23 protein-coding genes are annotated in these 24415 nt (G+C 73.3%); 9 read left to right on the top strand and 14 right to left on the bottom strand.

Annotated features, from left to right (window positions below):
• Positions 1-28 precede the first annotated feature (28 nt).
• On the bottom strand, positions 29-1672 hold the full coding sequence (locus ACWCV3_RS08735) for a protein kinase domain-containing protein (protein ID WP_451220454.1): 1644 nt from the start codon (positions 1670-1672) through the stop codon (positions 29-31).
• Between the two features lie 359 nt (positions 1673-2031).
• Here ACWCV3_RS08735 and ACWCV3_RS08740 point away from each other — a divergent pair, with 359 nt between their 5' ends.
• Positions 2032-3627 carry a protein kinase domain-containing protein gene (locus tag ACWCV3_RS08740; RefSeq protein ID WP_451220456.1) on the top strand — a complete coding sequence of 532 codons (1596 nt, stop codon included), beginning with the start codon at positions 2032-2034 and terminating at the stop codon, positions 3625-3627.
• A 60-nt stretch (positions 3628-3687) separates the two neighbouring features.
• On the opposite strand, the gene ACWCV3_RS08745 is transcribed toward ACWCV3_RS08740, so the two are convergent.
• On the bottom strand, positions 3688-4227 hold the full coding sequence (locus ACWCV3_RS08745; RefSeq protein ID WP_451220459.1) for a bacterial proteasome activator family protein: 540 nt from the start codon (positions 4225-4227) through the stop codon (positions 3688-3690).
• A 132-nt stretch (positions 4228-4359) separates the two neighbouring features.
• Here ACWCV3_RS08745 and ACWCV3_RS08750 point away from each other — a divergent pair, with 132 nt between their 5' ends.
• A complete protein-coding gene (locus tag ACWCV3_RS08750) occupies positions 4360-4923 on the top strand; it encodes a hypothetical protein (RefSeq protein ID WP_451220462.1) in 564 nt (187 codons plus the stop codon).
• 21 nt (positions 4924-4944) lie between these two features.
• Here ACWCV3_RS08750 and ACWCV3_RS08755 read toward each other — a convergent pair whose 3' ends face one another.
• From ACWCV3_RS08755 to pdhA, 7 genes are all read right to left on the bottom strand, one after another.
• A complete protein-coding gene (locus tag ACWCV3_RS08755; RefSeq protein ID WP_451220465.1) occupies positions 4945-5925 on the bottom strand; it encodes an NAD(P)H-quinone oxidoreductase in 981 nt (326 codons plus the stop codon).
• A gap of 46 nt (positions 5926-5971) precedes the next feature.
• Positions 5972-7069: a potassium channel family protein gene (locus ACWCV3_RS08760; protein WP_451220468.1), complete on the bottom strand. Its 1098-nt coding sequence runs from the start codon at positions 7067-7069 to the stop codon at positions 5972-5974.
• Complete coding sequence (locus tag ACWCV3_RS08765; protein WP_451220471.1) at positions 7066-8463, bottom strand: molybdopterin molybdotransferase MoeA; 1398 nt, start codon at positions 8461-8463, stop codon at positions 7066-7068. The genes ACWCV3_RS08760 and ACWCV3_RS08765 overlap by 4 nt, the downstream gene beginning before the upstream one ends.
• Positions 8460-9437 carry an NTP transferase domain-containing protein gene (locus ACWCV3_RS08770; protein ID WP_451220474.1) on the bottom strand — a complete coding sequence of 326 codons (978 nt, stop codon included), beginning with the start codon at positions 9435-9437 and terminating at the stop codon, positions 8460-8462. Before ACWCV3_RS08770 ends, ACWCV3_RS08765 begins: the two co-directional genes overlap by 4 nt.
• A 65-nt stretch (positions 9438-9502) precedes the next feature.
• The gene (locus tag ACWCV3_RS08775) at positions 9503-10867 is read right to left on the bottom strand and encodes a dihydrolipoamide acetyltransferase family protein (protein WP_451220477.1); all 1365 of its coding nucleotides are present in this window, start codon (positions 10865-10867) and stop codon (positions 9503-9505) included.
• Positions 10867-11871, bottom strand: a complete 1005-nt coding sequence (locus tag ACWCV3_RS08780) for an alpha-ketoacid dehydrogenase subunit beta (protein WP_451220480.1) — start codon at positions 11869-11871, stop codon at positions 10867-10869. The genes ACWCV3_RS08775 and ACWCV3_RS08780 overlap by 1 nt, the downstream gene beginning before the upstream one ends.
• The gene (gene pdhA, locus ACWCV3_RS08785; protein ID WP_451220483.1) at positions 11868-13013 is read right to left on the bottom strand and encodes a pyruvate dehydrogenase (acetyl-transferring) E1 component subunit alpha; all 1146 of its coding nucleotides are present in this window, start codon (positions 13011-13013) and stop codon (positions 11868-11870) included. Before pdhA ends, ACWCV3_RS08780 begins: the two co-directional genes overlap by 4 nt.
• A 175-nt stretch (positions 13014-13188) precedes the next feature.
• On the opposite strand from pdhA, the gene ACWCV3_RS08790 reads away from it, so the two are divergent.
• Positions 13189-13686: an Lrp/AsnC family transcriptional regulator gene (locus ACWCV3_RS08790; RefSeq protein WP_373310032.1), complete on the top strand. Its 498-nt coding sequence runs from the start codon at positions 13189-13191 to the stop codon at positions 13684-13686.
• Positions 13687-13689: 3 nt separating this feature from the next.
• Here the strand turns inward: ACWCV3_RS08790 and ACWCV3_RS08795 are convergent, their stop codons facing one another.
• Both ACWCV3_RS08795 and ACWCV3_RS08800 read right to left on the bottom strand, forming a co-directional pair.
• Positions 13690-14277 (bottom strand): TetR/AcrR family transcriptional regulator, encoded by a 588-nt coding sequence (locus ACWCV3_RS08795; RefSeq protein ID WP_451220486.1) that lies wholly within the window; start codon positions 14275-14277, stop codon positions 13690-13692.
• On the bottom strand, positions 14274-15788 hold the full coding sequence (locus ACWCV3_RS08800) for a 3-hydroxyacyl-CoA dehydrogenase (protein WP_451220489.1): 1515 nt from the start codon (positions 15786-15788) through the stop codon (positions 14274-14276). The genes ACWCV3_RS08795 and ACWCV3_RS08800 overlap by 4 nt, the downstream gene beginning before the upstream one ends.
• 212 nt (positions 15789-16000) lie before the next feature.
• On the opposite strand from ACWCV3_RS08800, the gene paaN reads away from it, so the two are divergent.
• Positions 16001-17692, top strand: coding sequence for a phenylacetic acid degradation protein PaaN (gene paaN, locus ACWCV3_RS08805; protein WP_451220492.1), 1692 nt, complete (start codon positions 16001-16003; stop codon positions 17690-17692).
• Positions 17693-17701: 9 nt separating this feature from the next.
• Here paaN and ACWCV3_RS08810 read toward each other — a convergent pair whose 3' ends face one another.
• From ACWCV3_RS08810 to ACWCV3_RS08820, 3 genes are read right to left on the bottom strand one after another with little or no spacing between them, the layout of a single operon-like run.
• Entirely contained in the window at positions 17702-18442 is a 741-nt protein-coding gene (locus ACWCV3_RS08810) for a TrmH family RNA methyltransferase (protein ID WP_451220495.1), read from the bottom strand.
• Positions 18439-19653, bottom strand: coding sequence for an HTTM domain-containing protein (locus ACWCV3_RS08815; RefSeq protein ID WP_451220497.1), 1215 nt, complete (start codon positions 19651-19653; stop codon positions 18439-18441). The genes ACWCV3_RS08810 and ACWCV3_RS08815 overlap by 4 nt, the downstream gene beginning before the upstream one ends.
• The gene (locus tag ACWCV3_RS08820) at positions 19650-20429 is read right to left on the bottom strand and encodes a DUF5819 family protein (RefSeq protein ID WP_451220916.1); all 780 of its coding nucleotides are present in this window, start codon (positions 20427-20429) and stop codon (positions 19650-19652) included. Before ACWCV3_RS08820 ends, ACWCV3_RS08815 begins: the two co-directional genes overlap by 4 nt.
• A gap of 344 nt (positions 20430-20773) precedes the next feature.
• Between ACWCV3_RS08820 and paaA the strand changes: the two genes are divergently transcribed.
• The 5 genes from paaA to paaE are packed head-to-tail and all read left to right on the top strand — an operon-like array spanning position 20774 to position 24390.
• Complete coding sequence (gene paaA, locus ACWCV3_RS08825; protein ID WP_451220500.1) at positions 20774-21793, top strand: 1,2-phenylacetyl-CoA epoxidase subunit PaaA; 1020 nt, start codon at positions 20774-20776, stop codon at positions 21791-21793.
• Complete coding sequence (paaB, locus tag ACWCV3_RS08830) at positions 21790-22077, top strand: 1,2-phenylacetyl-CoA epoxidase subunit PaaB (RefSeq protein WP_030805879.1); 288 nt, start codon at positions 21790-21792, stop codon at positions 22075-22077. The genes paaA and paaB overlap by 4 nt, the downstream gene beginning before the upstream one ends.
• Positions 22074-22793 (top strand): 1,2-phenylacetyl-CoA epoxidase subunit PaaC, encoded by a 720-nt coding sequence (gene paaC, locus ACWCV3_RS08835; protein ID WP_451220502.1) that lies wholly within the window; start codon positions 22074-22076, stop codon positions 22791-22793. The genes paaB and paaC overlap by 4 nt, the downstream gene beginning before the upstream one ends.
• Complete coding sequence (paaD, locus tag ACWCV3_RS08840; protein WP_451220505.1) at positions 22787-23326, top strand: 1,2-phenylacetyl-CoA epoxidase subunit PaaD; 540 nt, start codon at positions 22787-22789, stop codon at positions 23324-23326. Before paaC ends, paaD begins: the two co-directional genes overlap by 7 nt.
• The gene (gene paaE / locus ACWCV3_RS08845) at positions 23326-24390 is read left to right on the top strand and encodes a 1,2-phenylacetyl-CoA epoxidase subunit PaaE (RefSeq protein WP_451220508.1); all 1065 of its coding nucleotides are present in this window, start codon (positions 23326-23328) and stop codon (positions 24388-24390) included. Before paaD ends, paaE begins: the two co-directional genes overlap by 1 nt.
• The last annotated feature ends 25 nt before the right edge of the window (positions 24391-24415 follow it).

Genomic DNA, 24415 nt, shown 5'->3' on the forward strand with positions numbered 1-24415 from the left:
CCGTTGCAGGGGCCGGCGGGGTCGGCATTCAAGTGCCGGTGGCGCCGGCCGCGTCCGCGCCGGCCGCCGCACCGGCGTCCGTGCCGCCGGCCCCGGCCGTGGAGCCCTGGTCGGTGCCGCCGGCGTTGCCCGTGCCGTCCGTGGTGCCCGCGTCCGTCCCGCCGCCGGCCGTGTCGCCCGTGGCGGGCGGCGAGGTCTGCGGGGCGCTCGGCTGGTCCGAGGTCTGCTGGCCGGTCGGCTCGTCCGTCGGCTCGGCCGTGCCGGGGTCCGTCGGCTGGTAGGACGGGGTGTAGTCCGAGCCGTTGCTCCAGCCGCCCGAGCCGCCCTGGGTGGCCGGGTCGTCCGTCGGCTCCTTGGTGGTGTCGTCGGTGGGCTTCGGGGACGCCTTCTCGTCCTTGTGCGTCCGGGACTGCGTCGGGGTCGGCTTGGTGTCCTTGCCCTCGGTGCCGCCGGTGTTGTTCAGCGCGAGCGCCACACCGGCCACGACCGCGACCACGGCGAGCGCGGCCAGCACCCACAGCTTGCCCCTGCCGCTGCCCTTGTTGCCGTGGCCCTCGAAGCCGCCGTCGTCGCCGCCCCCGTACCCGCCGGGCAGGATCGGCTGCGGGATCTGCGTGGTGCCGCCGCCGTAGCCGCCGGACTGGGGCATCACGGTGGTGCCCGCATACCCGCCGGGCGGGGTCGGCGCACCCGCGGCGGCGTCCACCGGGCCGGTGTTCCAGGTGCCGGAGTGGCCGCCCTGGTCGTACAGCATCTGCAGGCCGTACTGGATCAGGCCGCGCATCTCCTCGGCCGTCTGGAAGCGGTCGTCCGGTTCCTTGGCGAGGGACCGCATGACCAGGCCGTCCAGCTCGGGCGGGCAGCCGGCGGTGACCTGCGAGGGGGGCACCGGCATGTCCTGGACGTGCTGGTAGACCACCGACAGCGGGGTCTCGCCGGTGAAGGGGGGCCGCAGCGCGAGGAGCTCGTAGAGCAGGCAGCCGGTCGCGTACAGGTCGGAGCGGTGGTCGACAGCCTTGCCGAGCGCCTGCTCGGGGGAGAGGTACTGCGGGGTGCCCATGACCATGCCGGTCTGGGTCATCGTCGTGGAAGCGCCGTGCAGGGCGCGGGCGATGCCGAAGTCCATCACCTTGACCGCGCCGTTGTCGGTGATGATGACGTTGGCGGGCTTGATGTCGCGGTGCACGATGCCGTGCTGGTGCGAGTAGGCGAGCGCGTCCAGCACGCCCGAGACGATGATCAGGGCCTGCTCGGGGCCCGGCGCGTCCGCGTCGACCAGCAGCTCGCGGATGGTCCGGCCCTCCACCAGCTCCATCACGATGTACGGCACGGCCTGGCCGTTCACCTGGTCCTCGCCGGAGTCGTACACGGCGACGATCGAGTGGTGGTTGAGCCCGGCCACCGACTGGGCCTCGCGCGTGAAGCGTGCCTTGGAGGTCGGGTCCTCGGCGAGGTCGGCGCGCAGCAGCTTGACCGCGACCGTACGGCCGAGCCGGACGTCCTCGGCCGCGAACACCTCGGCCATGCCGCCCCGGCCGAGCCGGTGGGTGAGCCGGTAGCGGCCGTCGCCGACGAGTCCGCCGTTGCCCCAGTTCTCCGGCGCCTCGGCCATGCCGCCGCCGGCCGCCGCCTGGGGGTCGGACGGGCCTTGGGCGCCGTGCGTCTGTGCCATCGGTCCTCGCCGTCGTTTCTGCCCGCGGTGCGCGCGGTGTTGATACGGACTCCGTCGGCCACGCTACAGCCTCGCCGGTGGCCGCCGGTCCCGATCCGGCACCGGGACGGGCCCAGGACGGACCGGCCATGAAACCCGCAGCACAGGCCGTCGTGCAAATTCCGTGCACCGGTCGTATGCCGGCTGTAACGCTTGCGCGACGCTTCTTTCGCGTACGGTCACGGAACGGGCACCGGGCTTGACGTGTCCGTGCCCTCAGGCAGACTTGGCCGGGAATGACACATTCGATCAAGGCGGGCGCCACGCGGCGCGTGTCCGGTCGATGACGGCTCCGACGGGCCAGTGGGGGACACGGAACGATGAGCCAGGACGGCGCACAGGGCGGCCGGTACACGGGGCGGGCACTGGCCGGCGGCCGCTACCGGCTCCAGGACCTGCTCGGCGAGGGCGGCATGGCCGCCGTGCACCTGGCCCACGACTCGGTGCTGGACCGCCAGGTGGCCATCAAGACCCTGCACACCGATCTGGGCCGGGAGCAGGCGTTCCGCGAGCGGTTCCGCCGCGAGGCCCAGGCCGTGGCCAAGCTCACGCACACCAACATCGTCTCCGTCTTCGACACCGGCGAGGACGAAGCGGACGGCATGCCCTACATCGTCATGGAGTACGTGGAGGGCCGCCCGCTCGGCTCCGTGCTCGCCGACGACGTACGGCAGTTCGGCGCGATGCCCGCCGACAAGGCCCTGAGGATCACCGCGGACGTGCTGGCCGCGCTGGAGATCAGCCACGAGAAGGGGCTGGTCCACCGGGACATCAAGCCGGGCAACGTGATGACCACCAAGCGCGGGGTGGTCAAGGTGATGGACTTCGGCATCGCGCGGGCCATGCAGTCCGGGGTCACCTCGATGACGCAGACCGGCATGGTCGTGGGCACCCCGCAGTACCTCTCCCCCGAGCAGGCCCTCGGCCGCGGGGTGGACGCCCGCTCCGACCTGTACTCGGTCGGCATCATGCTGTTCCAGCTCGTCACCGGCCGGCTGCCGTTCGACGCGGACTCGCCGCTGGCCATCGCCTACGCGCACGTCCAGGAGGAGCCGGTCGCGCCCTCCTCGATCAACCGCGCGCTGCCCCCGGCGGTGGACGCCCTGGTGGCCCGCGCACTGAGGAAGAACCCCAACGAACGCTTCCCCACCGCCGAGGCGATGCGCGAGGAGTGCCTTCGGGTGGCCGCCTCGCTCCAGCAGTCGGCGCCCAGCATCGTGCCGGGCACCGGTCCTGCGCAGAGCGGCTCGGGCGTGGGTTCGGCGGTGTTCCCGCCGATCGACCACACCGCCCCGCAGCCCCACCCCGGCCAGCTGCAGCAGCCCTACCAGCCGACGCCGAACCCCTACGGCACCCCGCCCCCGTCCTACGGCTACCCGCAGCAGGGCTACTCCCAGCAGGGCGGCTACCCGACACAGCCCGCCTACGGGTCCCAGCCGCCGACCAGCGTGCCCGCCTCGGGGAGCGGCGGCCGGAACAACAAGCCGGTGCTGATCGGCTCGGCCGCGGTGGCCGTGGTGCTGATCGCGGGCCTGCTGATCGCACTGAACATGAACAAGAAGGACGACACCACGGGGGACGGCGGCTCCCCCAGCGCCTCCACGTCCTCGCACGCCGCCGGCTACCGGGGTCCGGACACCTCGCGCACCATCGACGACACCGAGTGCACCGAGCCGCAGGAGTCGTACGACGACGAGAAGAAGATCCGGCTGCCCGACTTCCGGTACAAGAACATCGACTCCGTGAAGGCGTGCTTCCAGGCCGCGAGCTGGCAGTACAAGGTGAAGAAGGAAGACAACAACACCTGGGGCGACGGAACGGTCCTCGACCAGTTTCCCGCGCCGGGCACGGACGTCGACCCGAAGAACCTGGGCGAGGTGTCGCTGAGCGTCTCCACGGGCGAGCCGCCGCAGTAGGCGTCCCACGCGAAGGGCCCGGCGGACGGTTTCCGCCGGGCCCTTCACGGGTTCCCTGGACTACAGGTACGGCCCGCCCGAGCGGCCGCCGGTGTGCTGCTCCTCGGCGCCCTCCGGGACACTGCCCGGCGGCAGCGCACGGCGCATCTGCTCCAACTGGGCGCGGGCGGCCATCTGCTGGGCGAACAGCGTGGTCTGGATGCCGTGGAAGAGGCCCTCCAGCCAGCCGACCAGCTGGGCCTGGGCGATCCGCAGCTCGGCATCGCTCGGCGTCGCCTCGTCGGCGAACGGCAGCGACAGCCGCTCCAGCTCCGCCACCAGCTCAGGCGCGAGGCCGTCCTCCAGCTCCTTGACCGAGCTGGCGTGGATCTCCTTCAGCCGGACCCGGCTCGCCTCGTCCAGAGGGGCGGCGCGCACCTCCTCCAGCAACTGCTTGATCATGCTGCCGATCCGCATGACCTTCGCCGGCTGCTCCACCTGGTCCGTCACCGGGATCTCGCGGGAGCCCCCGTCCGTGTCGCCACCGAGCGCCATCCCGTCCTGGCCCACGACGAGGATCTGGGGGTTCTCGGGCGACCGTTCGTTCCTCGGCATCTCCATACCGTCATTCTCTCGCACCCGCCCACCCCCTCACCGCCACACCCCCGCACGCCGGTGATCCGGGCCGTCCCGACCCCGACGGCCCAGCCCGAAATGCCGGGTGCACCGGCGGATGTGAGGCTGGATTCCTTCTTGCCCGGCGTTTCCCCGGAGGTCACCGACGTGACTCCATGGCTGCGACTCACGCTCCCCCTGGTGCGGGTGCTGCTCGTCCTGGCGACGACGGCCACGCCCGTGTACGGCACCACGGCCGCGTACGGCGTCCAGAGCGCCCCTCCGGGTTCGCCCACCCCGTCCGGCCGCTCCTCCGCACCCGCCGTGCGGGCCCGGAACGCTGCCGACACCGCCTCACCGTCCCCCACCGTCTCCAAGCCGGCGCGGGCCGGGAGCCGGGGCGGGGAGGGGCGGATGCGGCCCGGGCGGCCCGAGCCGCCCGACCCGGCCCAGGACCCGTCGGGCAGCGTCACGCCCACCACCCCGCAGGCCGCCTACCCGGAGGAGCCGGAGACCGCCGACAGTCCCGCCGCGCCCACACCGACCCTCACCCCGGCCCCGGCCTCGCGGCCCGCCGCCGTACGCCAGGGGGAGGACGCCACCGCGCAGGCGCCGCGGGTCCTTCCCCTGGGCAGCGGACTGGTCCTGCTGGGCCTCGGGATCGCGCTGGCCAGGCTGGGCCTGCGCATCCGCCGTACCTGAGGGGCGCTCCGGGGACGGGGCTCAGGGCGCGACCAGCAGCACCTTGCCGATGTGGCCGCTGTCCTCCACCACGCGGTGTCCCTCGGCCGCGTCCGTCATCGGCACCTCTCGGTCGACGACGGGACGCACGACGCCCGACACGATCAGCGGCCAGACGTGCTCGCGTACGGCCGCCACGATGGCCGCCTTCTCGCTCAGCGGACGGGCCCGCAGCGAGGTCGCGCTGACCGCGCCGCGCTTGCCCAGCAGCAGACCGATGTTCAGCTCGCCCTTGATGCCGCCCTGCATCCCGATGATCATCAGGCGTCCGTTGACGGCCAGCGTCTCGACGTTGCGGCCCAGGTACTTGGCGCCCATGTTGTCGAGGATGACGTCGGCGCCCTTGCCGTCCGTGGCCTGCTCGATCTCGGCGACGAAGTCCTGGTCGCGGTAGTTGATCAGGATGTCCGCGCCCAGCTCGGCACAGAAGTCCAGCTTCTCCTTGGTCCCGGCGGTCACCGCGACCCTCGCCCCGACGGCCTTGGCCAGCTGGACCGCCATGGTGCCGATGCCGCTGGAACCACCGTGCACCAGCAGCAGTTCGCCGGGCCGGAGGTGGGCCAGCATGAAGACGTTGGACCAGACCGTGGAGGCCACCTCGGGCAGCGCCGCCGCCTGCTTCAGGTCGATGCCCTCGGGCACGGGCAGCAGTTGCCCGGCCGGGACGACGACCTTCTGCGCGTAACCGCCGCCCGCGAGCAGCGCGCACACCTCGTCGCCCACGGACCAGCCGGAGACACCGGGGCCGAGCGCGGCGATCCGGCCGGAGCACTCCAGACCGGGGTAGGCGGAGGCACCGGGCGGCGGGTCGTAGTAGCCCTGGCGCTGCATGATGTCGGCCCGGTTGACGGCGCTGGCCACCACCTCGACCAGCACCTCGCCCTCGCCGGGCACCGGATCGGGCACCTCGGTCCAGGTCAGGTTCTCGGGCCCGCCGGGTTCGGAAATCGTGATCGCATGCATGCCCGCGACGCTACTCCCCGGCCGCGCCGCGGTCCCGGCGGCCCGCTCAGTCGCCCGGCAGTGGACGGGCGTGCGGGGTGACATGCGCGGTGGGAGTGGCCCGGACGATGGTGATCAGCCGGTCGGTGAGCTGCAACTCCCCCACGGCCGGGTCGTCGTAGCCGAGCACCCGGTGGCCCCGGACGACGCTCACCACGAGGTCCTCGGTGTCGCGCGGGCGGCGGCCCACCTCGGCACGGACCACCGGGCGGTCCACGATGTCCAGGCCGCTGCCCTGCTGGATGAGGTCCTCCATCACCATGCCGGCGGCGGGGCTGAGCACGGAGAGGCCGAGCAGCCGGCCCGCGGCTCCGGAGCTGGTGATGACCGCGTCGGCGCCGGACTGCTTGAGCAGCGGGGCGTTCTCCTCCTCGCGCACGGCGGCCACGATCTTGGCGCCCCGGTTGAGCTGGCGCGCCGTCAGAGTGACGAGCACGGCGGTGTCGTCACGCTGCGGGGCGATGATGATCTGCCGCGCCTTGTGCAGCTCTGCGCGCCGCAGCACCTCGCTGCGGGTCGCGTCGCCGGTGACGCCCGCGTACCCCTCGGCGGTGGCCGCCTCGATCGCCTTCGAGCTGGGGTCGACCACGACGACCTGTTCCTTCTTCAGCCCGGTGGCGCAGACGGTCTGGATCGCCGAACGCCCCTTCGTGCCGAAGCCGATGACCACGGTGTGGTCGCGCAAGGTGGACCTCCAGCGATTGAGCCGCCACTCCTCACGGGTGCGTTCGGTGAGGACCTCCAGCGTGGTGCCGACCAGGATGATCAGGAAGAGCACGCGCAGCGGGGTGATGACGAGGATGTTGATGAGCCGGGCACCGTCGCTCACCGGGGTGATGTCGCCGTACCCGGTGGTGGAGAGGGTGACCGTCGCGTAGTAGAACGCGTCGAGCAGGTCGACGGGACCGTCGGAGTTGTCGCGGTAGCCGCTGCGGTCGGCGTAGACGACGAACGCGGTGGTCACCAGCACCATCAGCGCCATCACCAGGCGCTTGGCGACCTGGCGGATGGGGCGTTCCACCGCCTTCCTCGGGAGCTTCACCCGCGAGGGCACCAGATGCTCGCCGGCCTGGCGGGCTATGGCGTCGTGGCCCGGAAGTTTCACGTGAAACACACCCCGATCCCGGCCGTGTCCCACGGCAGGTCCAGCAGTTCCAGTCCGGCGTCCTGTCCTGCCCCGCCCGGCGGGACGACGGCCAGCGCGTCGGCGGTGGCGATCCCGCGCAGCATGGCGGGCCCGCTGTAGTGCAGCGGTACGGCCCGCTCCCCGCGCAGCACGACCGGAACGAGCCGGGTGTCGCGAGCGTGCCCCTGCACCGCTTCCCTGAGCGGCATCCGGTACGCCTCGGGCGCCGGGTGGGCGGCCAGCACGCGCAGCAGCGGCTCGGCCAGGGTGAGCAGCCCGGAGACGGCCGCGAGCGGGTTGCCGGGCAGCCCGACGAGATGCTGGTCCGCCTTGGTGCGGGCCAGCAGCATGGGGTGGCCGGGGCGCACGGCGACGCCGTCGACGAGGAGTTCGGCGCCGAGCCGCTCCAGGGTGGGATGGACGTGGTCCACGGGTCCGGCGGCGGTGCCCCCGGTGGTGACGATCAGGTCGGCGCGTGAGGTGGTGATCGCCCGGCGCAGCGCCTTGGCGTCGTCGCCCAGCCTGCGGACGGCGATGACCTCGGCACCGAGCGCGCGCAGCCACGGCGCCAGCATCGGGCCGAGCGCGTCCCGGATCAGCCCGTCGTGCGGCAGCCCCTCGGTGAGGAGTTCGTCGCCGAGGACGATGACCTCGGCGCGCGGGCGCGGGACCACGGTGAGGGTGTCGTACCCGGCCGCCGCGGCGAGGCCCAGTACGGCCGGGGTGATCAGGGTGCCGGTGGGCAGCAACTGGTCGCCGCGGCGGCACTCCTGGCCGCGGGGGCGGATGTCCTGGCCGTGGCTCGTATCGCCGGTGGCGTGCAGCCGGTCCTGGGGGCCGGTGCGGCCGTGCTCGCTGCGCAGGACGGCGGTGACGCCGGCGGGTACGCGGGCGCCGGTGGCGATCCGGACCGCCTCGCCGTCGGTGAGCGGCTCGGGAGGCGCGTGCCCGGCGAGCACTCCGCCGTCGCGGATCCGCCAGGGGCCGGGGCCGGCGACGGCCCAGCCGTCCATCGCGGAGGTGTCGAAGGAGGGCAGGTCGCTGAGCGCGTCCAGGGGGGCCGCGAGGACCAGGCCGAGGGCGTCGCCCAGGGCGACGGAGACAGGTGGGCGCCGTGTGGCCCGGCGGGCGGCTCGGGCCGCGGTGTCACGGGCCTCGGGCCAGGGGATGGCGTGGTGCTGGGGGTGTGCGTGCCCGGCCCGGTCGGGGCGGCCCGGCCGGTCTGCGGGGTCGGGGCGGTCGGGGCGGCCCGGCTGGTCGGCGGCGGGGTCGCTCTTGGGTGCGCGGACGAGGGCCAGGGCCTCTTCCACGTCGAGATCGTCGGCGTCGCCGCGGCCGGCGTGCGGTCCCGACTGGGTGCCGGAGGCGGTCATCCGGCGTCCGGGGCGGCCCCGCCCCCGCTGTGCTCGGCTTCCCAGCGGTTGGCCAGGTCGGCGACCTTGGCGGCCGCCTCGGCGACGGACGCGGGGTCGCCCTTGCCCCGGGCGGCGGCGTAGCCGACCAGGAAGGTGGTGAGCGGGGCGGCGGGGCGTTCCACACCGTGGGCGACGTCGCGGGCGGCGTCCAGGAGGACGCGGGTGTCGACGTCGAGCTCGATGCCCAGCTCGTCCTTGACTGCGGTGATCCATTCGTTCAGCACGTGCCCATGCTCCCTGATCCGTGCCCTGGCGCGGGCGATGTCCTCCCAGGTGTCGCAGTCGAAGGAGGCCAGCGGGTCGGTGAGCCGGGTCAGGCGCAGGGCGCCGGTCAGACGGCGCAGAGGCAGCCCGGTCAGGCCGCCGTTCCCGGTGTGCCGGGCGCGCTCGGCCGGCTCGGCCCGCTCGGCCCGCTCGGTGGTGGCGAGGTCCGCGAGGGCGCCGCGCAGGGAGGCGGTGCGGTACGCGGCCACCAGTGGCTGGTCGCGGCCGTCGCCGTCGGTGAGTATCGCCCCGTCGGCATGGCCTGCCCGCAGGGCGGCCAGCAGTCGGTGCACGGTGTCCGCGCCGAGGAACGGCAGGTCGGCGGAGAGCACCACCGTGTACTCGGCCGTGGTGAGCCGCAGCCCCGCGTCGAGCGCGGCGACGGGTCCGCCGCCGGCCGGCTCCTCGCGCGCCCAGCGCACCGGCCGGGCAGTGGGACGGGGGCCGGCCACGACCACGGTGGTGGCCGCGTCCGCGCAGGCGTCCAGCACCCGGTCGAGCAGCGCCCGGCCGCCGACCCGGACACCCGGCTTGTCGGCCCCGCCGAGCCGCCGGGCCCCGCCACCGGCCAGCACGACGGCGTCGTACGGGGAGCCGGTCGCCGGACCGGAACCGCCGGACCCGGAGGATGCGGCCGGCGAGGGGCCGGCCGGGGCGTTGTCGGTCACTCCTCGAGTATGGCTGGTGGGCCCTCGGGGGCGGACGCCGCCCGGCGGGCACCGGGCGGCCGGGCTCACACGGTGCGCAGCAGTACGGCCGGCTGTTCCACGCAGTCCGCCACGTACCGGAGGAAGCCGCCCGCCGTGCCGCCGTCGCAGACCCGGTGGTCGAAGGTGAGCGAGAGCTGCACGACCTGACGTACGGCCAGTTCGCCCTCGTGCACCCACGGCTTGGGGACGATGCGGCCGACGCCGAGCATGGCGGCCTCGGGGTGGTTGACGATCGGGGTGGAGCCGTCGACCCCGAAGACGCCGTAGTTGTTCAGCGTGAAGGTCCCGCCGGTGAGTTCACCCGGCGTCAGCCGTCCGGCGCGGGCGGCTTCGGTGAGCCGGGCGAACTCGGCGGTCAGCGACTCGGCGTCCCGGGTGTGCGCGTCCCGCACCACGGGCACCACCAGCCCACGCTCGGTCTGTGCGGCGAATCCCAGATGCACGCCCCGCAGTTGGACGACCTCGCGGGCCTCGGTGTCGACGTAGGAGTTCAGCTCCGGGAACCGCGCGAGGGCCGCGGCGCAGATACGGGCGAGCAGGGCCACCAGGGAGATCTTCGGGCCCCCCGCGGTGTTCATCGCGGTCCGCGCGCGCAGGAGTTCGGTCGCGTCGGCGTCGACCCAGCAGGTGGCGTCCGGGATCTCCCGGCGGCTGCGGCTCAGCTTCTCGGCGACGGCCCCGCGCAGGCCCTTGAGGGGGATGCGGGTGGCTTCGGCCTGGGCGACCAGGGCGGGGGCCGCGGCTGCCGGGGGCTCGGCGGCCTCGACGCGTAGGGCCGCTTCGACGTCGGCGCGCAGGATGAGACCGTCCGGGCCGGTGCCGCGCAGGGCGCGCAGGTCGACGCCGTTGTCGCGGGCGAGCTTGCGGACGAGGGGGGAGATGACCGGGACGGGGCCCTGCGTGGCGGGGGGCACCGGTGTGGTCGTGGCGGGTGTGGCCGGGGTGGTGTGAACCGGTGTGGCCGGTGCCGGTGCCGGGGCGGCCGGTGCCTGGGCGGCCGGCGCGGTGCCGTTGGCCGCGGTGAGCTGGGTTCGCACCCGGCGTCGGCGGCGGGCGGGCGCCTGGGTGCCGTAGCCGACCAGGACGTTCCCCGAGCCCTCGGCCTCGGCGGCGGGCTCCCCGGCCGGTCCGACGGAGTCGGGGGAGCCGACCGCGACCGTGATCAGCGGTGCGCCCACGGGCAGTTCGGTACCCTCCTCGCCGTAGCGGGCAGTGACCACGCCGCCGTAGGGGCAGGGGACCTCCACCATCGCCTTGGCCGTCTCGACCTCGACGACCGGCTGGTCGACGGCGACCACGTCACCGACGGCCACCAGCCAGCGCACGATCTCCGCCTCGGTGAGCCCCTCGCCGAGGTCGGGCAGCTTGAACTCCAGTACCTGGGCCATCAGTTCTCCGCCTCCCACTGGAGACGGGCCACCGCGTCCAGCACACGGTCGACACCGGGCAGGTGGTGCCGCTCCAGCATCGGCGGCGGATAGGGCAGGTCGAACCCGGCCACGCGCAGCACCGGTGCCTCCAGACGGTGGAAGCAGCGCTCGGTGATCCGGGCGGCGATCTCGCCGCCGGGCCCGCCGAACCCGGTGGACTCGTGCACGACGACCGCGCGGCCGGTGCGCCGGACGGAGGCGCACACCGTCTCGTCGTCGAAGGGCACCAGCGAGCGCAGGTCGACGACCTCCAGGTCCCAGCCCTCGGCACGGGCGGCCTCGGCGGCCTCCATGCACACCGGCAGGGAGGGCCCGTAGGTGATCAGGGTGGCGCTGGTGCCGGGGCGCCGGACGACCGCGCGTCCGATGGGCTCCACCTCGGTGGGGTGCTCGGCGTTCCAGGCGTCCTTGGACCAGTAGAGCCGCTTGGGCTCCAGGAACACCACGGGGTCGTCGGAGGCGATGGCCTGCCGCAGCAGCCCGTAGGCGTCGGCGACCGTGGCCGGGGTGACGACGTGCAGGCCGGGGGTGGCCATGTAGTACGCCTCGGACGAGTCGCTGTGGTGCTCGACGCCGCCGATGCCGCCGCCGTAGGGGACGCGGACCGTGATCGGCAGGGGCATGCGGCCCCGCGTGCGGTTGCGCATCCGGGAGACGTGGCTGATCAACTGCTCGAACGCCGGGTAGGCGAACGCGTCGAACTGCATCTCCACCACGGGCCTGAGGCCGTACATGGCCATGCCCACGGCGGCGCCGAGGATGCCGGCCTCGGCCAGCGGGGTGTCCGTGCAGCGGTCGTCGCCGAACTCGGCGGCGAGCCCGTCGGTGACCCGGAAGACGCCGCCGAGGGTGCCGACGTCCTCGCCCATGACATGGACGGCGGGATCGGCTGCCATCGCGTCGCGCATCGCGCGGGTGAGGGCCTGCGCCATGGTGGCGGGCTTGACGGCGACGGTGGTCATCGCGGGTCGCCTTCCTGGTCGTGCTGTTCGGCGGCCAGCTCGGTCTCGAGCAGCGCGCGCTGCTCACGGAGCTGCGCGGTGGGCTCGGCGTAGACGTGGTCGAAGAGGTCCATCGGGTCGAGCCGGGGGTCCTGGTTCATGCGCTCCCGCAGGTCGGCGGCCATCGCCTCGGCGTCCTGCCGGACCGCGTCGATCGCCGCCCCGTCGAGCAGGCCGCGCGAGGTCAGCTCGCGTTCCAGAAGCTGGACCGGGTCGTGCCGCCGCCACGCCTCGACCTCGTCGTCCTCGCGGTAGCGGGTCGCGTCGTCGGCGTTGGTGTGCGCCTCCACGCGGTACGTCACCGCCTCGACCAGGGTGGGGCCGCCACCCGCGCGGGCGCGCCGCACCGCGTCACCGAGCACCTCGTGCACCGCGACCGCGTCGTTGCCGTCGACCAGGCGGCCCGGCATGCCGTACCCGACCGCCTTGTGGGCGAGGGAGGGGGCGGCGGTCTGCTTGGCGAGCGGGACCGAGATGGCGAAGCCGTTGTTCTGCACCAGGAAGACGACCGGGGCCTGCCAGACGGCGGCGAAGTTCAGCGCCTCGTGGAAGTCGCCCTCGCTGGTGCCGCCGTCGCCGACCATGGCGAGCGCGACCACGTCGTCCCCCTTGAGCCGCGCGGCGTGCGCGAGGCCCACGGCGTGCGGCAACTGGGTGGCGAGCGGTGTACTGAGCGGGGCGACACGGTGGGTGTGCGGGTCGTAGCCGTTGTGCCAGTCGCCGCGCAGCAGGGTGAGCGTCTGCACCGGGTCGACCCCCCTGGCGACCACGGCGAGGGTGTCGCGGTAGCTGGGGAAGAGCCAGTCGCGTTCCTCCAGCGCCAGGGCGGCGGCGACCTCGCACGCCTCCTGTCCGGTGCTGGAGGGGTACACGGCGAGCCGGCCCTGCTTGGTGAGCGCGGTCGCCTGCGTGTTGTAACGGCGGCCGCGGACCACCTGGGCGTAGAGCCGGCGCAACAACTCCGGGTCTGCCTTGGCGGCCGTGTCGGTGCCGAGGACGCGATAGGGCTCGGCGTCGGGCAGCAGCGGCGCGGGGTCCGTGCGGGGCTGCCAGGCGGGCGGCGGCGATGGCCGGTACGCGCCCCGCTGCTCCATGACCGTCATGACGGCACCTCCTCGTGGGAGCGGCTACGAGAGGCGGGCCGACTGTGACCCGTCTCACCTACCGATTGTTCGGTCGTCGGCGCATTTTGGCTACCGGCCCCCTCAGGCTGTGGACAAACGGTTTTGCACAGCCTGGAATGAATGCAGGACGTCCACAGCGATGAAGCGGGGGGACATGACACCTGAACAAATGGCCCAGGCGGTGGAGGCGAACGGCGCGCCCCCGCCCCGCCCGCTGGACGCCATAGATCAGGACATCCTCAAGATCCTCCAGGCGGACGGCCGCGCCTCCATACGCTCGGTCGCCGAGCGGGTCCACGTCTCCCGCGCCAACGCCTACGCGCGGATCAACCGGCTGGTCGAGGACGGGGTGATCCGGGGCTTCGGCGCCCGCGTGGACCACGAGCGGGCAGGCCACGGCACCTCGGCGTACATCACGCTCAACATCGTCCAGAACACCTGGCGCACGGTGCGCGAACAGCTCCGCCGCCTGCCCGGCGCGTCCCACATGGCGCTGGTGGGCGGCGACTTCGACGTACTGCTGCTGGTGCACACGCCGGACAACAGGGCCCTGCGCGAGCTGGTGCTCACCCGGCTCCAGTCGATCCCCGAGGTGCTCGGCACCCGCACGCTGCTGGTGTTCGAGGAGGAGGACCTGGAGCCGGACGCGTGACCCCTACTCCCCGCGCAGCCCCGCGAAGACCAGCCGCACCACCGCGTCGGCCACCTCGCGCCCACTGGCCCCCCGCGTGTCGGGCCGGTACCACTCCACGATCGAGTTGATCATTCCGAAGACCAGCCGGGTCGCCAGCCGGACCTCCACGTCACCGCGCACGTCCCCGTCCTCGGCGGCCGCCCGCAGCAGGTCGGCCACCCGGTGGTCGAAGTCCCGGCGCCGCTCCAGCGCCCAGCGCTCCGCCTCGGTGTTGCCCCGGACGCGCAGGAGCAGCGTCACATAGGGCAGCTCGGCTATGAGCACCTCGACCATGCGCCGAACGACGTGCTCCAGCCGGTCCACCGGCCGTCCCACGCGCGCGTGCTCCTCGTCGAGGATGGCGAACAGCCCGTCCAGCGCCCGGCTGACGGCCCGGCGCAGCAGTTCCTCCTTGCCGCTGACGTGGTGGTAGATCGAGGACTTGGAGATGCCCGCGGCCCGCGAGAGGTGCTCCATGGAGGTGCCGTCGTAGCCGCGCTCGTTGAAGACCCCCACCGCGACCGAGAGCAGGGTCTCGGGGGTGTAGGTGTCGCGCCTGGCGGCGGTCATGAGGTGCCCTCCCGCTTGTCGGTGGCGTAGGCGTGGCGGTAGAGCGCGAGGGACGGCGCGTACCGGCCGGAGGGGTCGCGCAGGTGCAGGTCGTCCAGCAGCTCGTAGGCCCAGCTCCGGCCGAGCCTGCGACTCCACTCGAAGGGGCCGAGGGGGTAGTTGACGCCCAGGCGCATCGCCGTGTCGACGTCCTCCTCGGTGGCCACGCCCTTGGCCACGGCGTCGTGCGCGAGGTCGACGATCCGGGCCACGGTGCGGGCGACGATCATGCCGGGCACGTCCCCGATGACGCTGACGTCCTTGCCGAGCGCCTGGAAGAGGCCGACGGCCTCGGCGAGGGTGCGCGCGGAGGTGTCCTGGGAGGCGGAGAGCGCGATCCGGGTCGCGGCGCGGTAGTCGAGGGCGAGGTCGAAGTAGACGACGTCCCGGAACTCCACGGCGGTCTGGCCGTCGGCGAGGACCAGTTGGCCGCCGCTCGGCAGGGCCAGCCGGCTGCCCTGGTCCTCGTCCTCCTCGTGCACGGCGATGCCCGCCTCGCGGATCAGCGGGAGCAGCCCGGCGGCCGGTCCGAGGTCGCCCTCGACGGTGACGTGCGCCGGCGGCTTCTCCTTCTCGGCGGTGTGCGGCTCGGGACGCTCGGCGTCCTCCGCGTAATCGAACCAGCCCTGGCCGCTCTTGCGGCCGAGCCGACCGGACTCCACCAGGCGGCGCTGGGCGAGCGACGGGGTGAAACGGACGTCCTGGAAGAAGGAGTTCCAGACCGAGTGGGTGACGGATTCGTTGACGTCCTGCCCGATGAGATCGGTCAGTTCGAAGGCGCCCATGCGGAAGCCCCCGCTCTCGCGCAGTACCGCGTCGATGGTGGCCGGGTCGGCGCCCTGGGCCTCCAGCACGGCGAACGCCTCGGCGTAGAAGGGCCGGGCGATCCGGTTGACGATGAAGCCGGGGGTGTCCGCGCAGGCCACCGGACTCTTGCCCCAGGCACGGGCGGTCTCGTACGCGCGGGTGACGGACGTGACGTCGGTGGCGTGTCCGGAGACGACCTCCACCAGGGGCAGCAGCGGGGCGGGGTTGAAGAAGTGCAGGCCAAGGAAGCGGCCCGGGAAGGCGAGCGCGCCGCCGACGGCGGTCACCGACAGGGAGGAGGTGTTGGTGGCGAGCAGGCAGTCCTCGGAGACGATTCCCTCCAGCTCGCGGAACAGCTCCTGCTTGACGTCGAGCCGCTCCAGCACCGCTTCCACGACCAGCGCGCAGTCGGCCAGCTCATCGAGGTTCTCGACGGGGGTGAGCCGGGCGCGCGCCGCGTCCCGTTCGTCCGCGCCGAGCCGGCCCTTGGCCACGAGCCGGTCCAGGCGGGCGCCGATGGCCTCGGCGGCCTCCCGCGCCCGGCCGGGCAGCGCGTCGTGGAGCAGGACGGGGTGGCCGGCGGTCAGCGCGACCTGGGCGATGCCCTGGCCCATGGTTCCGGTGCCGACCACGGCCACGGGGCTGCTGAGGTCGATAGCTGTCATGTGCGCGATCCTCCCGCACGACGTTGTCCACAGATGCGGCGGACCCCCTTGTCCCGACCGATCGTTCGGTTACTCTAGCCCTGACCGCCCGCGGCCCACCACCGTCCGGCGGAAGGCTCCGCGGGCCGCGCCCGCCGCAACCCTGCCGTCTCTCCAAACGCCCAGGTCAAGAGCTCGACGACGAGTTCACGCAGACGAGGAGTTGGTCCCGGATGACCGCCCGACCGACCGCACACGAGCTGATCGCCAAGCACCGCCCCACCCTCGACCAGGCCCTCGAGGTGATCCGTACCCGCGCGTACTGGTCCCCGCACCCCGAGCACCCCAAGGCGTACGGCGAGCACGGCAGCCTGGACGCGGGCGCCGGCAAGGCCGCCTTCGACGCGCTCCTCGGCACCCGCCTGGACCTGGACCAGCCCGGCACGGACGACTGGGTGGCCGGCGAGGTCTCGCCGTACGGCATCGAGCTGGGCGTGAGCTACCCGCACGCCGACCCCGACGTACTGCTCCCCGCGATGCGCGCCGGGCAGGCCGCCTGGCGCGACGCGGGTGCGGAGACCCGCGCGGCGGTCTGCCTGGAGATCCTGAAGCGGATCAGCGACCGGACGCACGAGTTCGCGCACGCGGTCATGCACACCAGCGGCCAGGCGTTCATGATGGCGTTCCAGGCGGGCGGCCCGCACGCCCAGGACCGCGGCCTGGAGGCGGTGGCCTACGCGTACGCGGAGCAGACCCGCACACCCGGAACAGCGGAGTGGAGCAAGCCGCAGGGCAAGCGCGACCCGCTGGCGCTGACCAAGACCTTCACGCCGGTCCCGCGCGGCATCGCCCTGATGATCGGATGCAACACCTTCCCGACGTGGAACGGCTACCCGGGCCTGTTCGCCTCACTGGCCACCGGCAACGCGGTCCTGGTCAAGCCGCACCCGCGCGCGGTGCTGCCGCTCGCGCTCACCGTCCAGGTGGCCCGCGAGGTCCTGGCCGAGGCCGGGTTCGATCCCAACCTGGTCGCACTGGCCACCGAGCGGCCCGGCGAGGGCATCGCGAAGAGCCTCGCCACCCGCCCCGAGATCCGCATCATCGACTACACCGGCTCCACCGCCTTCGGCGACTGGCTGGAGGCCAACGCCCGCCAGGCGCAGGTCTACACGGAGAAGGCCGGCGTCAACACGGTGATCGTGGAGTCCACCGGCGACTACCAGGGCATGCTGGCGAACCTCGCCTTCTCGCTCTCCCTGTACAGCGGCCAGATGTGCACCACCCCGCAGAACCTGCTCATCCCGCGCGAGGGCATCAGCACCGACGAAGGCCACAAGTCCTACGACGAGGTGACCGCCGGCCTCGCCCGCGCGGTCGACGGCCTCCTCGGGGACGACGCCCGGGCCAACGCCCTGCTGGGCGCCATCGTCAACCCGGACGTGAAGGCCCGCCTGGAGGCCGCCGCCGAGCTCGGCGAAGTCGCCCTGGCCTCCCGCGAGATCACCAACCCGGACTTCCCGGACGCGGTGGTACGCACCCCGGTGATCGTGAAGCTGGACGCCGCCAAGCCGGACGACGAGGCCGCCTACCTCGGCGAGTGCTTCGGCCCGGTGTCCTTCGCGGTGGCGGTCGACTCGGTCGGGGACGCCATGGACCTGCTGCGACGCACCATCCGCGAGCAGGGCGCCATGACGGTCGGCGCCCACACCGTCGACCCGGAGGTCGCGCGGGCCGTCGAGGAGGTCTGCCTGGAGGAGCCCGCCCAGCTCTCCCTGAACCTGACCGGCGGGGTGTACGTCAACCAGACCGCCGCCTTCTCCGACTTCCACGGCTCCGGCGGGAACCCGGCGGCGAACGCGGCCCTCACCGACGGCGCGTACGTGGCCAACCGCTTCCGTGTGGTGGAGGTCCGCAAGCAGGCGTAGTGGCGCGGCTCAGGCGGTGGGCAGGCTCCAGTGGTACAGCGTCATGGCCACACTGGTAGCGAGGTTGTAACTGGAGACCTGCGGCCGCATCGGCAGTGCCAGCAGCCGGTCGGCGCGGGCCCGCAGCGGCGCCGAGAGCCCGCTGCGCTCCGAGCCGAAAGCCAGCACCGCGTCGTCGGGCAGTTCGACCCGCCGGATGTCGTCGCCCTCGGGGTCGAGGGCGAACAGCGGTCCGGCGGGCAGCTCGTCGACACCGAGGCGCTCCACGGCGGTGGCGAAGTGCAGCCCCGCCCCGCCGCGCACCACGGTGGGGTGCCAGGGATCGAGGGTGCCGGTGGTGACGACCCCGGTCGCGCCGAAGCCGGCGGCCAGCCGGATCACCGCGCCCGCGTTGCCCAGGTTGCGCGGCTCGTCCAGCACCACCACGGGCGCGGTGCGCGGCTGGTGGGCCAGCGTCCCGAGGTTGGCCTCGCGGGCCGGCCGTACGGCGAGCGCGGCCACGCCGGTCGGGTGCGGGCGGGGCACCAAGGAGGCGTAGACCGCCTGGGGCACCTCGGTCAGCAGCGCGTCCAGGGGGTCGCGGACGTCCCCGGCGAGTTCATCGGCGAGGGCGAGCGTCGCCCCGCGGTCGGTGGTGACCGCCACGGGCACCTCGGCCCCGAAGCGCAGCGCGTGCTTGAGGGCGTGGAAGCCGTCCAGCAGCACGGCGTCCGCGGCGCGCTCGCGCCAGCGGTTCAGGGCGTCGGTCATGCCCTGAACCCTACGTGCCCGGCGGTGGACTCCTCCGGGGCGCGGGGCGGGGGCACCCGGCCGGTCCCGCCGCGCCCTGTCAGCCGTCCACGCGCGCGTGCGGCCCAGCCGCCGAGGAGCAGCAGGAAGGCGGTGGGCAGGAAGACGGCGTCCGCCGTGATCATCGCCAGCGAGAAGAAGGGCAGCCCGAGGACGACGGCGATCACCGCGTGCTCGGTCATCATCAGCACCAGCAGGACGTTCTTCACCCGCCGGTTGAACAGGGTGAAGGGGAAGGCGACCTGCACCATGACCGTCCCGTAGGTCACGATCGTCATGAGGACGCCGCTGGCGGACATCAGGTCCGCGAGGGCCGGCCAGGGGGAGAAGTAGTCCAGGTGCAGCGGGTAGTAGACGGCGGTGCCGTCCTGCCAGCGCGAACCCTGGATCTTGTACCAGCCGGCAGTGGCGTAGATCAGGCACGCCTCCGCCATGATGACGGCGAGACCGGCGTTGTGGAGCACGTTCGCCAGCACGTCGAGGAGCAGCCGGGGCTGCTGTGACCGCGTCCAGCGGCCGGCCGTCCACCAGATGCCGAGTCCGGCCCACGCCGCCCACAGCAGCGCGGGCACCAGCCAGCCGCCGGCGAGCCGGCCGGTCACCGCGGCCGTGACCAGCACCATGCCGGACAGTGCCCACAGCACCGGGCCCACCCGGTCGGTGGGGACGTGCTCCCCACGCGCGCGTGCCTCCTCCGCGCGCCCGGCCCGGCGCGCGTCCAGCGACCACACCTGACCGCAGCGGGTGAGCACCAGGTAGAGGGACATCAGGTGCAGCACGTTGTCGCCGCCGTCCCCCATGAACACGCTGCGGTTCTGGAGCGAGAGCACCCCGACCATGAACAGCACGGCGGCGGTCCGGGTACGCCAGCCGACCAGCAGCATGGCACTGGCCAGGACCGCGAGGAGGTAGACGAGCTCGAACCAGAGCCGGCTGCCGGACCACATCAGCACGGTGAAGGCGTGGTTGTCGGCGATGAGCTGGTGGGCCAGGTTCCAGCTCCAGGGCCCGGCCGGCCCGTACAGCTCCTGGCGGTGCGGGAACTCGCGCAGTAGGAAGAGCAGCCAGGTCGCGGCGAACCCGATGCGGATCACGGCGCTCTGGTGCGGGCCGAGGGCGGCGCCGGTGACGCGTTCGACGCCCTTGTCGAGGGTCCGGGAGAGCCGGTTCATCGGGCGCCCTCCTCGGTCTCGTCACCGGTCACCGTCCACCAGGGCAGCACACGGAAAGCGGGGTCGGTGGAGACCTTCTCCCGGCTCCACTCGGGCGGGGGCACGTTGACGGTGCGGGAACGCACCTGCACGCGCTCGAGGGTTCCGGCGCGGTCCAGCCCCTCTTCCCGCCGCAGGCGCAGCACGACTATGCGGCGCACGTACTGCTCGGAGAGCGCCCCGCGCACGCCCACGGGCCGGTTGTCGGTGCCGTGGGTGGTGCCGAGGAAGTCCCAGGCGCGGCGCAGCTCGTTCTGCTGGGTGTGGCTGGGCAGCAGGTTGCCGTCGATGGCGGCGCCGTCCTCGGCCGACAGGTCGGTCCAGCCGGTCGTGCGCAGGTCACCGCCGTCGCCACGGATCTGGGCGCGGACCTGTACGGCGATGTTCTGCTGCAGCGGGTTCGGTGCGAACAGCTTCCAGTTCTGCTCGAACTCCGGGTACACCCACCCCTCCACCGCCTTGGTGTGCCGCTTGCTCACGGTGTTGGCGGGGGCGAGGCTCAGGAAAACCATGCCCAGGTGCACGGCGGCGACGGCCGCCACGGCCACGAGCGCGCCGCCCGCGACGAGGCGGTAGCGGGGGGAGAGGGCGGCCAGTCCGGCAGGCTGAGCCGGGTTCCCGCCCGCGTCCTCCACCCCGGTGTCCTCGCCCGGCGTGCCGGGGCCGCCCGCGCGACGCGCCCCGGCCGGGCCGCCCGGCCCGCTCAGGGCCTCCGGCTCCTCGTCGTACGCGTCCATCCCCGCCCCGTCCCGCTTTCGCTCCGGCATCGACGCACCCGTCACGGGGCGCCCCCTGGTCCTCGGGCACCTCTGCTTCCGCTTGGCACCCGCACGGAACGGTACTCAGCCCCACCCGCCCCGCGCAGCCCCGGGCCCGGCCTCCGCCGCCCGGCCCGGGGCCGCCGCACACCGGCCCCGCGCGGCCGGGAGCGCGGACCGGCCACCGGGGTTCTCCACAGGCGCGCGGCCGCGTCGTCCACAGCGGTTGACACCCGACGACGCCCCGGCACACCATTGACACGCACGAACCGAACGATCGGTCGGGGCGTGTTTCCGGCAGAGTCCTAGGTCAGGGGGACCGCATGGCCACAGCAGCCGCGCCTCGCACGGACCGCACACCCGCGGACGGCGCACCCGGCGCCACCGCGGACATCGCGGCGCACCAGCACGCCTTCGACGCGGCGGTGGCCGCCGAAGAGCGCATCGAGCCACGCGACTGGATGCCGGACGCCTACCGCGCGACGCTCGTCCGTCAGATCGCCCAGCACGCGCACTCCGAGATCATCGGCATGCAGCCCGAGGCGAACTGGATCACCCGGGCCCCCAGCCTGCGCCGCAAGGCGATCCTGATGGCCAAGGTCCAGGACGAGGCGGGCCACGGCCTCTACCTCTACAGCGCCGCCGAAACCCTCGGCACCAGCCGCGAGGAACTGCTGGACAAGCTGCACAGCGGTCGCCAGAAATACTCCTCGATCTTCAACTACCCCACTCTGACCTGGGCCGACGTGGGCGCCATCGGCTGGCTGGTGGACGGCGCCGCCATCACCAACCAGGTCCCGCTGTGCCGCTGCTCCTACGGCCCGTACGCCCGCGCCATGGTCCGCATCTGCAAGGAGGAGTCCTTCCACCAGCGCCAGGGGTACGAGCTGCTGCTCGCCCTGAGCAAGGGCACCCCCGAGCAGCACGCCATGGCGCAGGACGCGGTCGACCGCTGGTGGTGGCCCTCGCTGATGATGTTCGGCCCGCCCGACGACTCCTCCCAGCACTCCGCCCAGTCCATGGAGTGGAAGATCAAGCGCCACTCCAACGACGAGCTGCGGCAGCGCTTCGTCGACATCGCCGTCCCCCAGGCCGAGTCCCTCGGCCTCACGCTCCCCGACCCGGACCTGAAGTGGAACGAGGAGCGCGGGCACCACGACTTCGGCGCCATCGACTGGACCGAGTTCAAGGAAGTACTCAAGGGCAACGGCCCCTGCAACGAACAGCGCATCACCCAGCGCCGCCGCGCACACGACGAGGGCGCCTGGGTCAGGGAAGCGGCCGCCGCCCACGCGGCCAAACACGCCGGGAGCACCGGCCGGACAGGAGCGACGCGCGCATGACCCACACCGACTGGCCCCTGTGGGAGGTCTTCGTCCGCTCCCGTCGCGGCCTCTCCCACACCCACGCCGGCAGCCTGCACGCCCCCGACGCGGAGCTGGCCCTGCGCAACGCCCGGGACCTCTACACCCGGCGCGGCGAGGGCGTCTCCATCTGGGTCGTGCCGGCCACCGCCGTCACCGCTTCCTCGCCCGACGAGAAGGACCCGTTCTTCGAGCCGTCCGCCGACAAGCCCTACCGGCACCCGACCTTCTACGAGATCCCGGAAGGGGTGAAGCACCTGTGACCGCCACCGTCCCCACCACCGCGGCCCTCGCCCTCGGCGACGACGCCCTGGTGCTCTCCCACCGCCTCGGGGAGTGGGCCGGACACGCCCCCGTCCTGGAAGAGGAGGTCGCCCTCGCCAACATCGCGCTCGACCTGCTCGGCCAGGCCCGCGTGCTGCTCTCCATGGCCGGCGACGAGGACGAGCTGGCCTACCTCCGCGAGGAACGCGCCTTCCGTAACCTCCAGTTGGTGGAGCAGCCTGGCGGCGACTACGCCCACACCATCGCCCGGCAGCTCTACTTCTCCACCTACCAGCACCTGCTGTACTCGGAACTCGCCGCGCGGGAAGGCCCGTTCCAGCCGCTCGCCGGCAAGGCGGTCAAGGAGGTCGCCTACCACCGCGACCACGCCGAGCAGTGGACCGTGCGCCTCGGCGACGGTACCGAACTCAGCCACGACCGGATGAGCCGGGCCTGCGCCGCGCTCTGGCGGTTCACCGGGGAGATGTTCCAGCCGATCCCCGGCGTGGACGTCGACTGGGCCGCACTGGAGGCCAGTTGGCTCGCCTCCGTCACGGACGTGCTCGGGCGCGCCACCCTGCCCCTGCCCGAGGGCCCCCGTACGGGAGCGTGGGCGGCGGGCGCGGGGCGACAGGGCCTGCACACCGAGCCGTTCGGGCGGATGCTCGCCGAGATGCAGCACCTGCACCGCAGCCATCCGGGGGCGTCATGGTGACCACCACCGCGCTGGAGACGGAGCTGCTGAAGCTGGCCGGCTCGGTGCCCGACCCGGAGCTGCCCGTGCTCACCCTGCACGAGCTGGGCGTCGTGCGCGCGGTGCACCTCACCGGCACCGGCACCGTGGAGGTGGACCTCACCCCGACCTACACCGGCTGCCCGGCGGTGGAGGCGATGAGCGCGGACATCGCGGAGGCCCTGCGGGCCCACGGCATGCGGGAGGTCACCGTCCGCACGGTCCTCACCCCGGCCTGGTCCACGGACGACATCACCCCCGAGGGCCGCCGCAAGCTCCAGCAGTCCGGCATAGCCCCGCCGCGCACCCGGCATCCCGCGGGCCCGGTCACCCTCACCCTGGGCCCGACCCGCACCGGCGGCGGCATCGGAGAACAGGCACCGGAGGCCGTCCACTGCCCGCACTGCGGCTCCGCCGACACCGAGCTGCTGAGCCGCTTCTCCTCCACGGCCTGCAAGGCACTGCGCCGGTGTCTCGCCTGCCGTGAACCGTTCGACCACTTCAAGGAGTTGTGATGGCACGCTTCCACCGGCTCCGGGTGGCCGGGACAGACCGGCTGACCGACGACTCGGTCGCCGTCACCTTCGCCGTGCCACCCGAGCTGCGCGAGGAGTACCGGCACAAGCCGGGCCAGCACCTCACCCTGCGCCGCCGTGTGGACGGCGCCGACATCCGCCGCACCTACTCGATCTGCTCCCCTGCCCCCGACCCGGCCGGCCCCGGCCCGAGCATGCTGCGGGTGGGGGTGCGGCTGGTCGACGGCGGCGCGTTCTCGACGTACGCGTTCAAGGAGATCGCCGCCGGGGACGAGCTGGAGGTGATGACCCCGGCCGGGCGCTTCACGCTGGATCCGGCACCGGGTCACTTCGCGGCCGTCGTCGGCGGCAGCGGCATCACACCGGTGCTGTCGATCGCCGCCACACTGCTGGCCCGCGAACCGGGCGCACGGTTCTGCCTGATCCGGGCCGACCGCACGGCCGCCTCGACCATGTTCCTGGAGGAGGTGGCCGACCTGAAAGACCGTTACCCGGAGCGGTTCCAGCTGGTGACGGTGCTCTCCCGCGAGGAGCAGCAGGCGGGCCTGCCCTCCGGCCGCCTCGACCGGGACCGGCTGGCCGGGCTGCTGCCCGCTCTGCTCCCGGTGGACCAGGTCAAGGGCTGGTTCCTCTGCGGCCCGTACGGCCTGGTGGAGGATGCCGAACGGGCCCTGCGCGGCCTCGGCGTGGACCGCTCCGGCATCCACCAGGAGATCTTCCACGTGGACGGCGGCACCCTCCCGGCCACCACCGCGCCGGCAGCCGCCCACAGCACGGTGACCGCTCGCCTGGACGGCCGCGGCGGCAGTTGGCCGGCCCAGCAGGGCGAATCCCTCCTGGACACCGTCCTGCGCAACCGCCCCGACGCGCCCTACGCCTGCAAGGGCGGCGTCTGCGGCACCTGCCGTGCCTTCCTGGTCTCCGGCGAGGTCCGCATGGACCGCAACTTCGCCCTCGAACCCGAGGAAACCGAAGCGGGCTACGTCCTGGCCTGCCAGTCCCACCCCATGACGGAGAAGGTCGAGGTGGACTTCGACCGGTGAGCGGGCCGGCGGCGGCCGGTGACCC

The organism is Streptomyces sp. NPDC001781 (assembly GCF_053596035.1).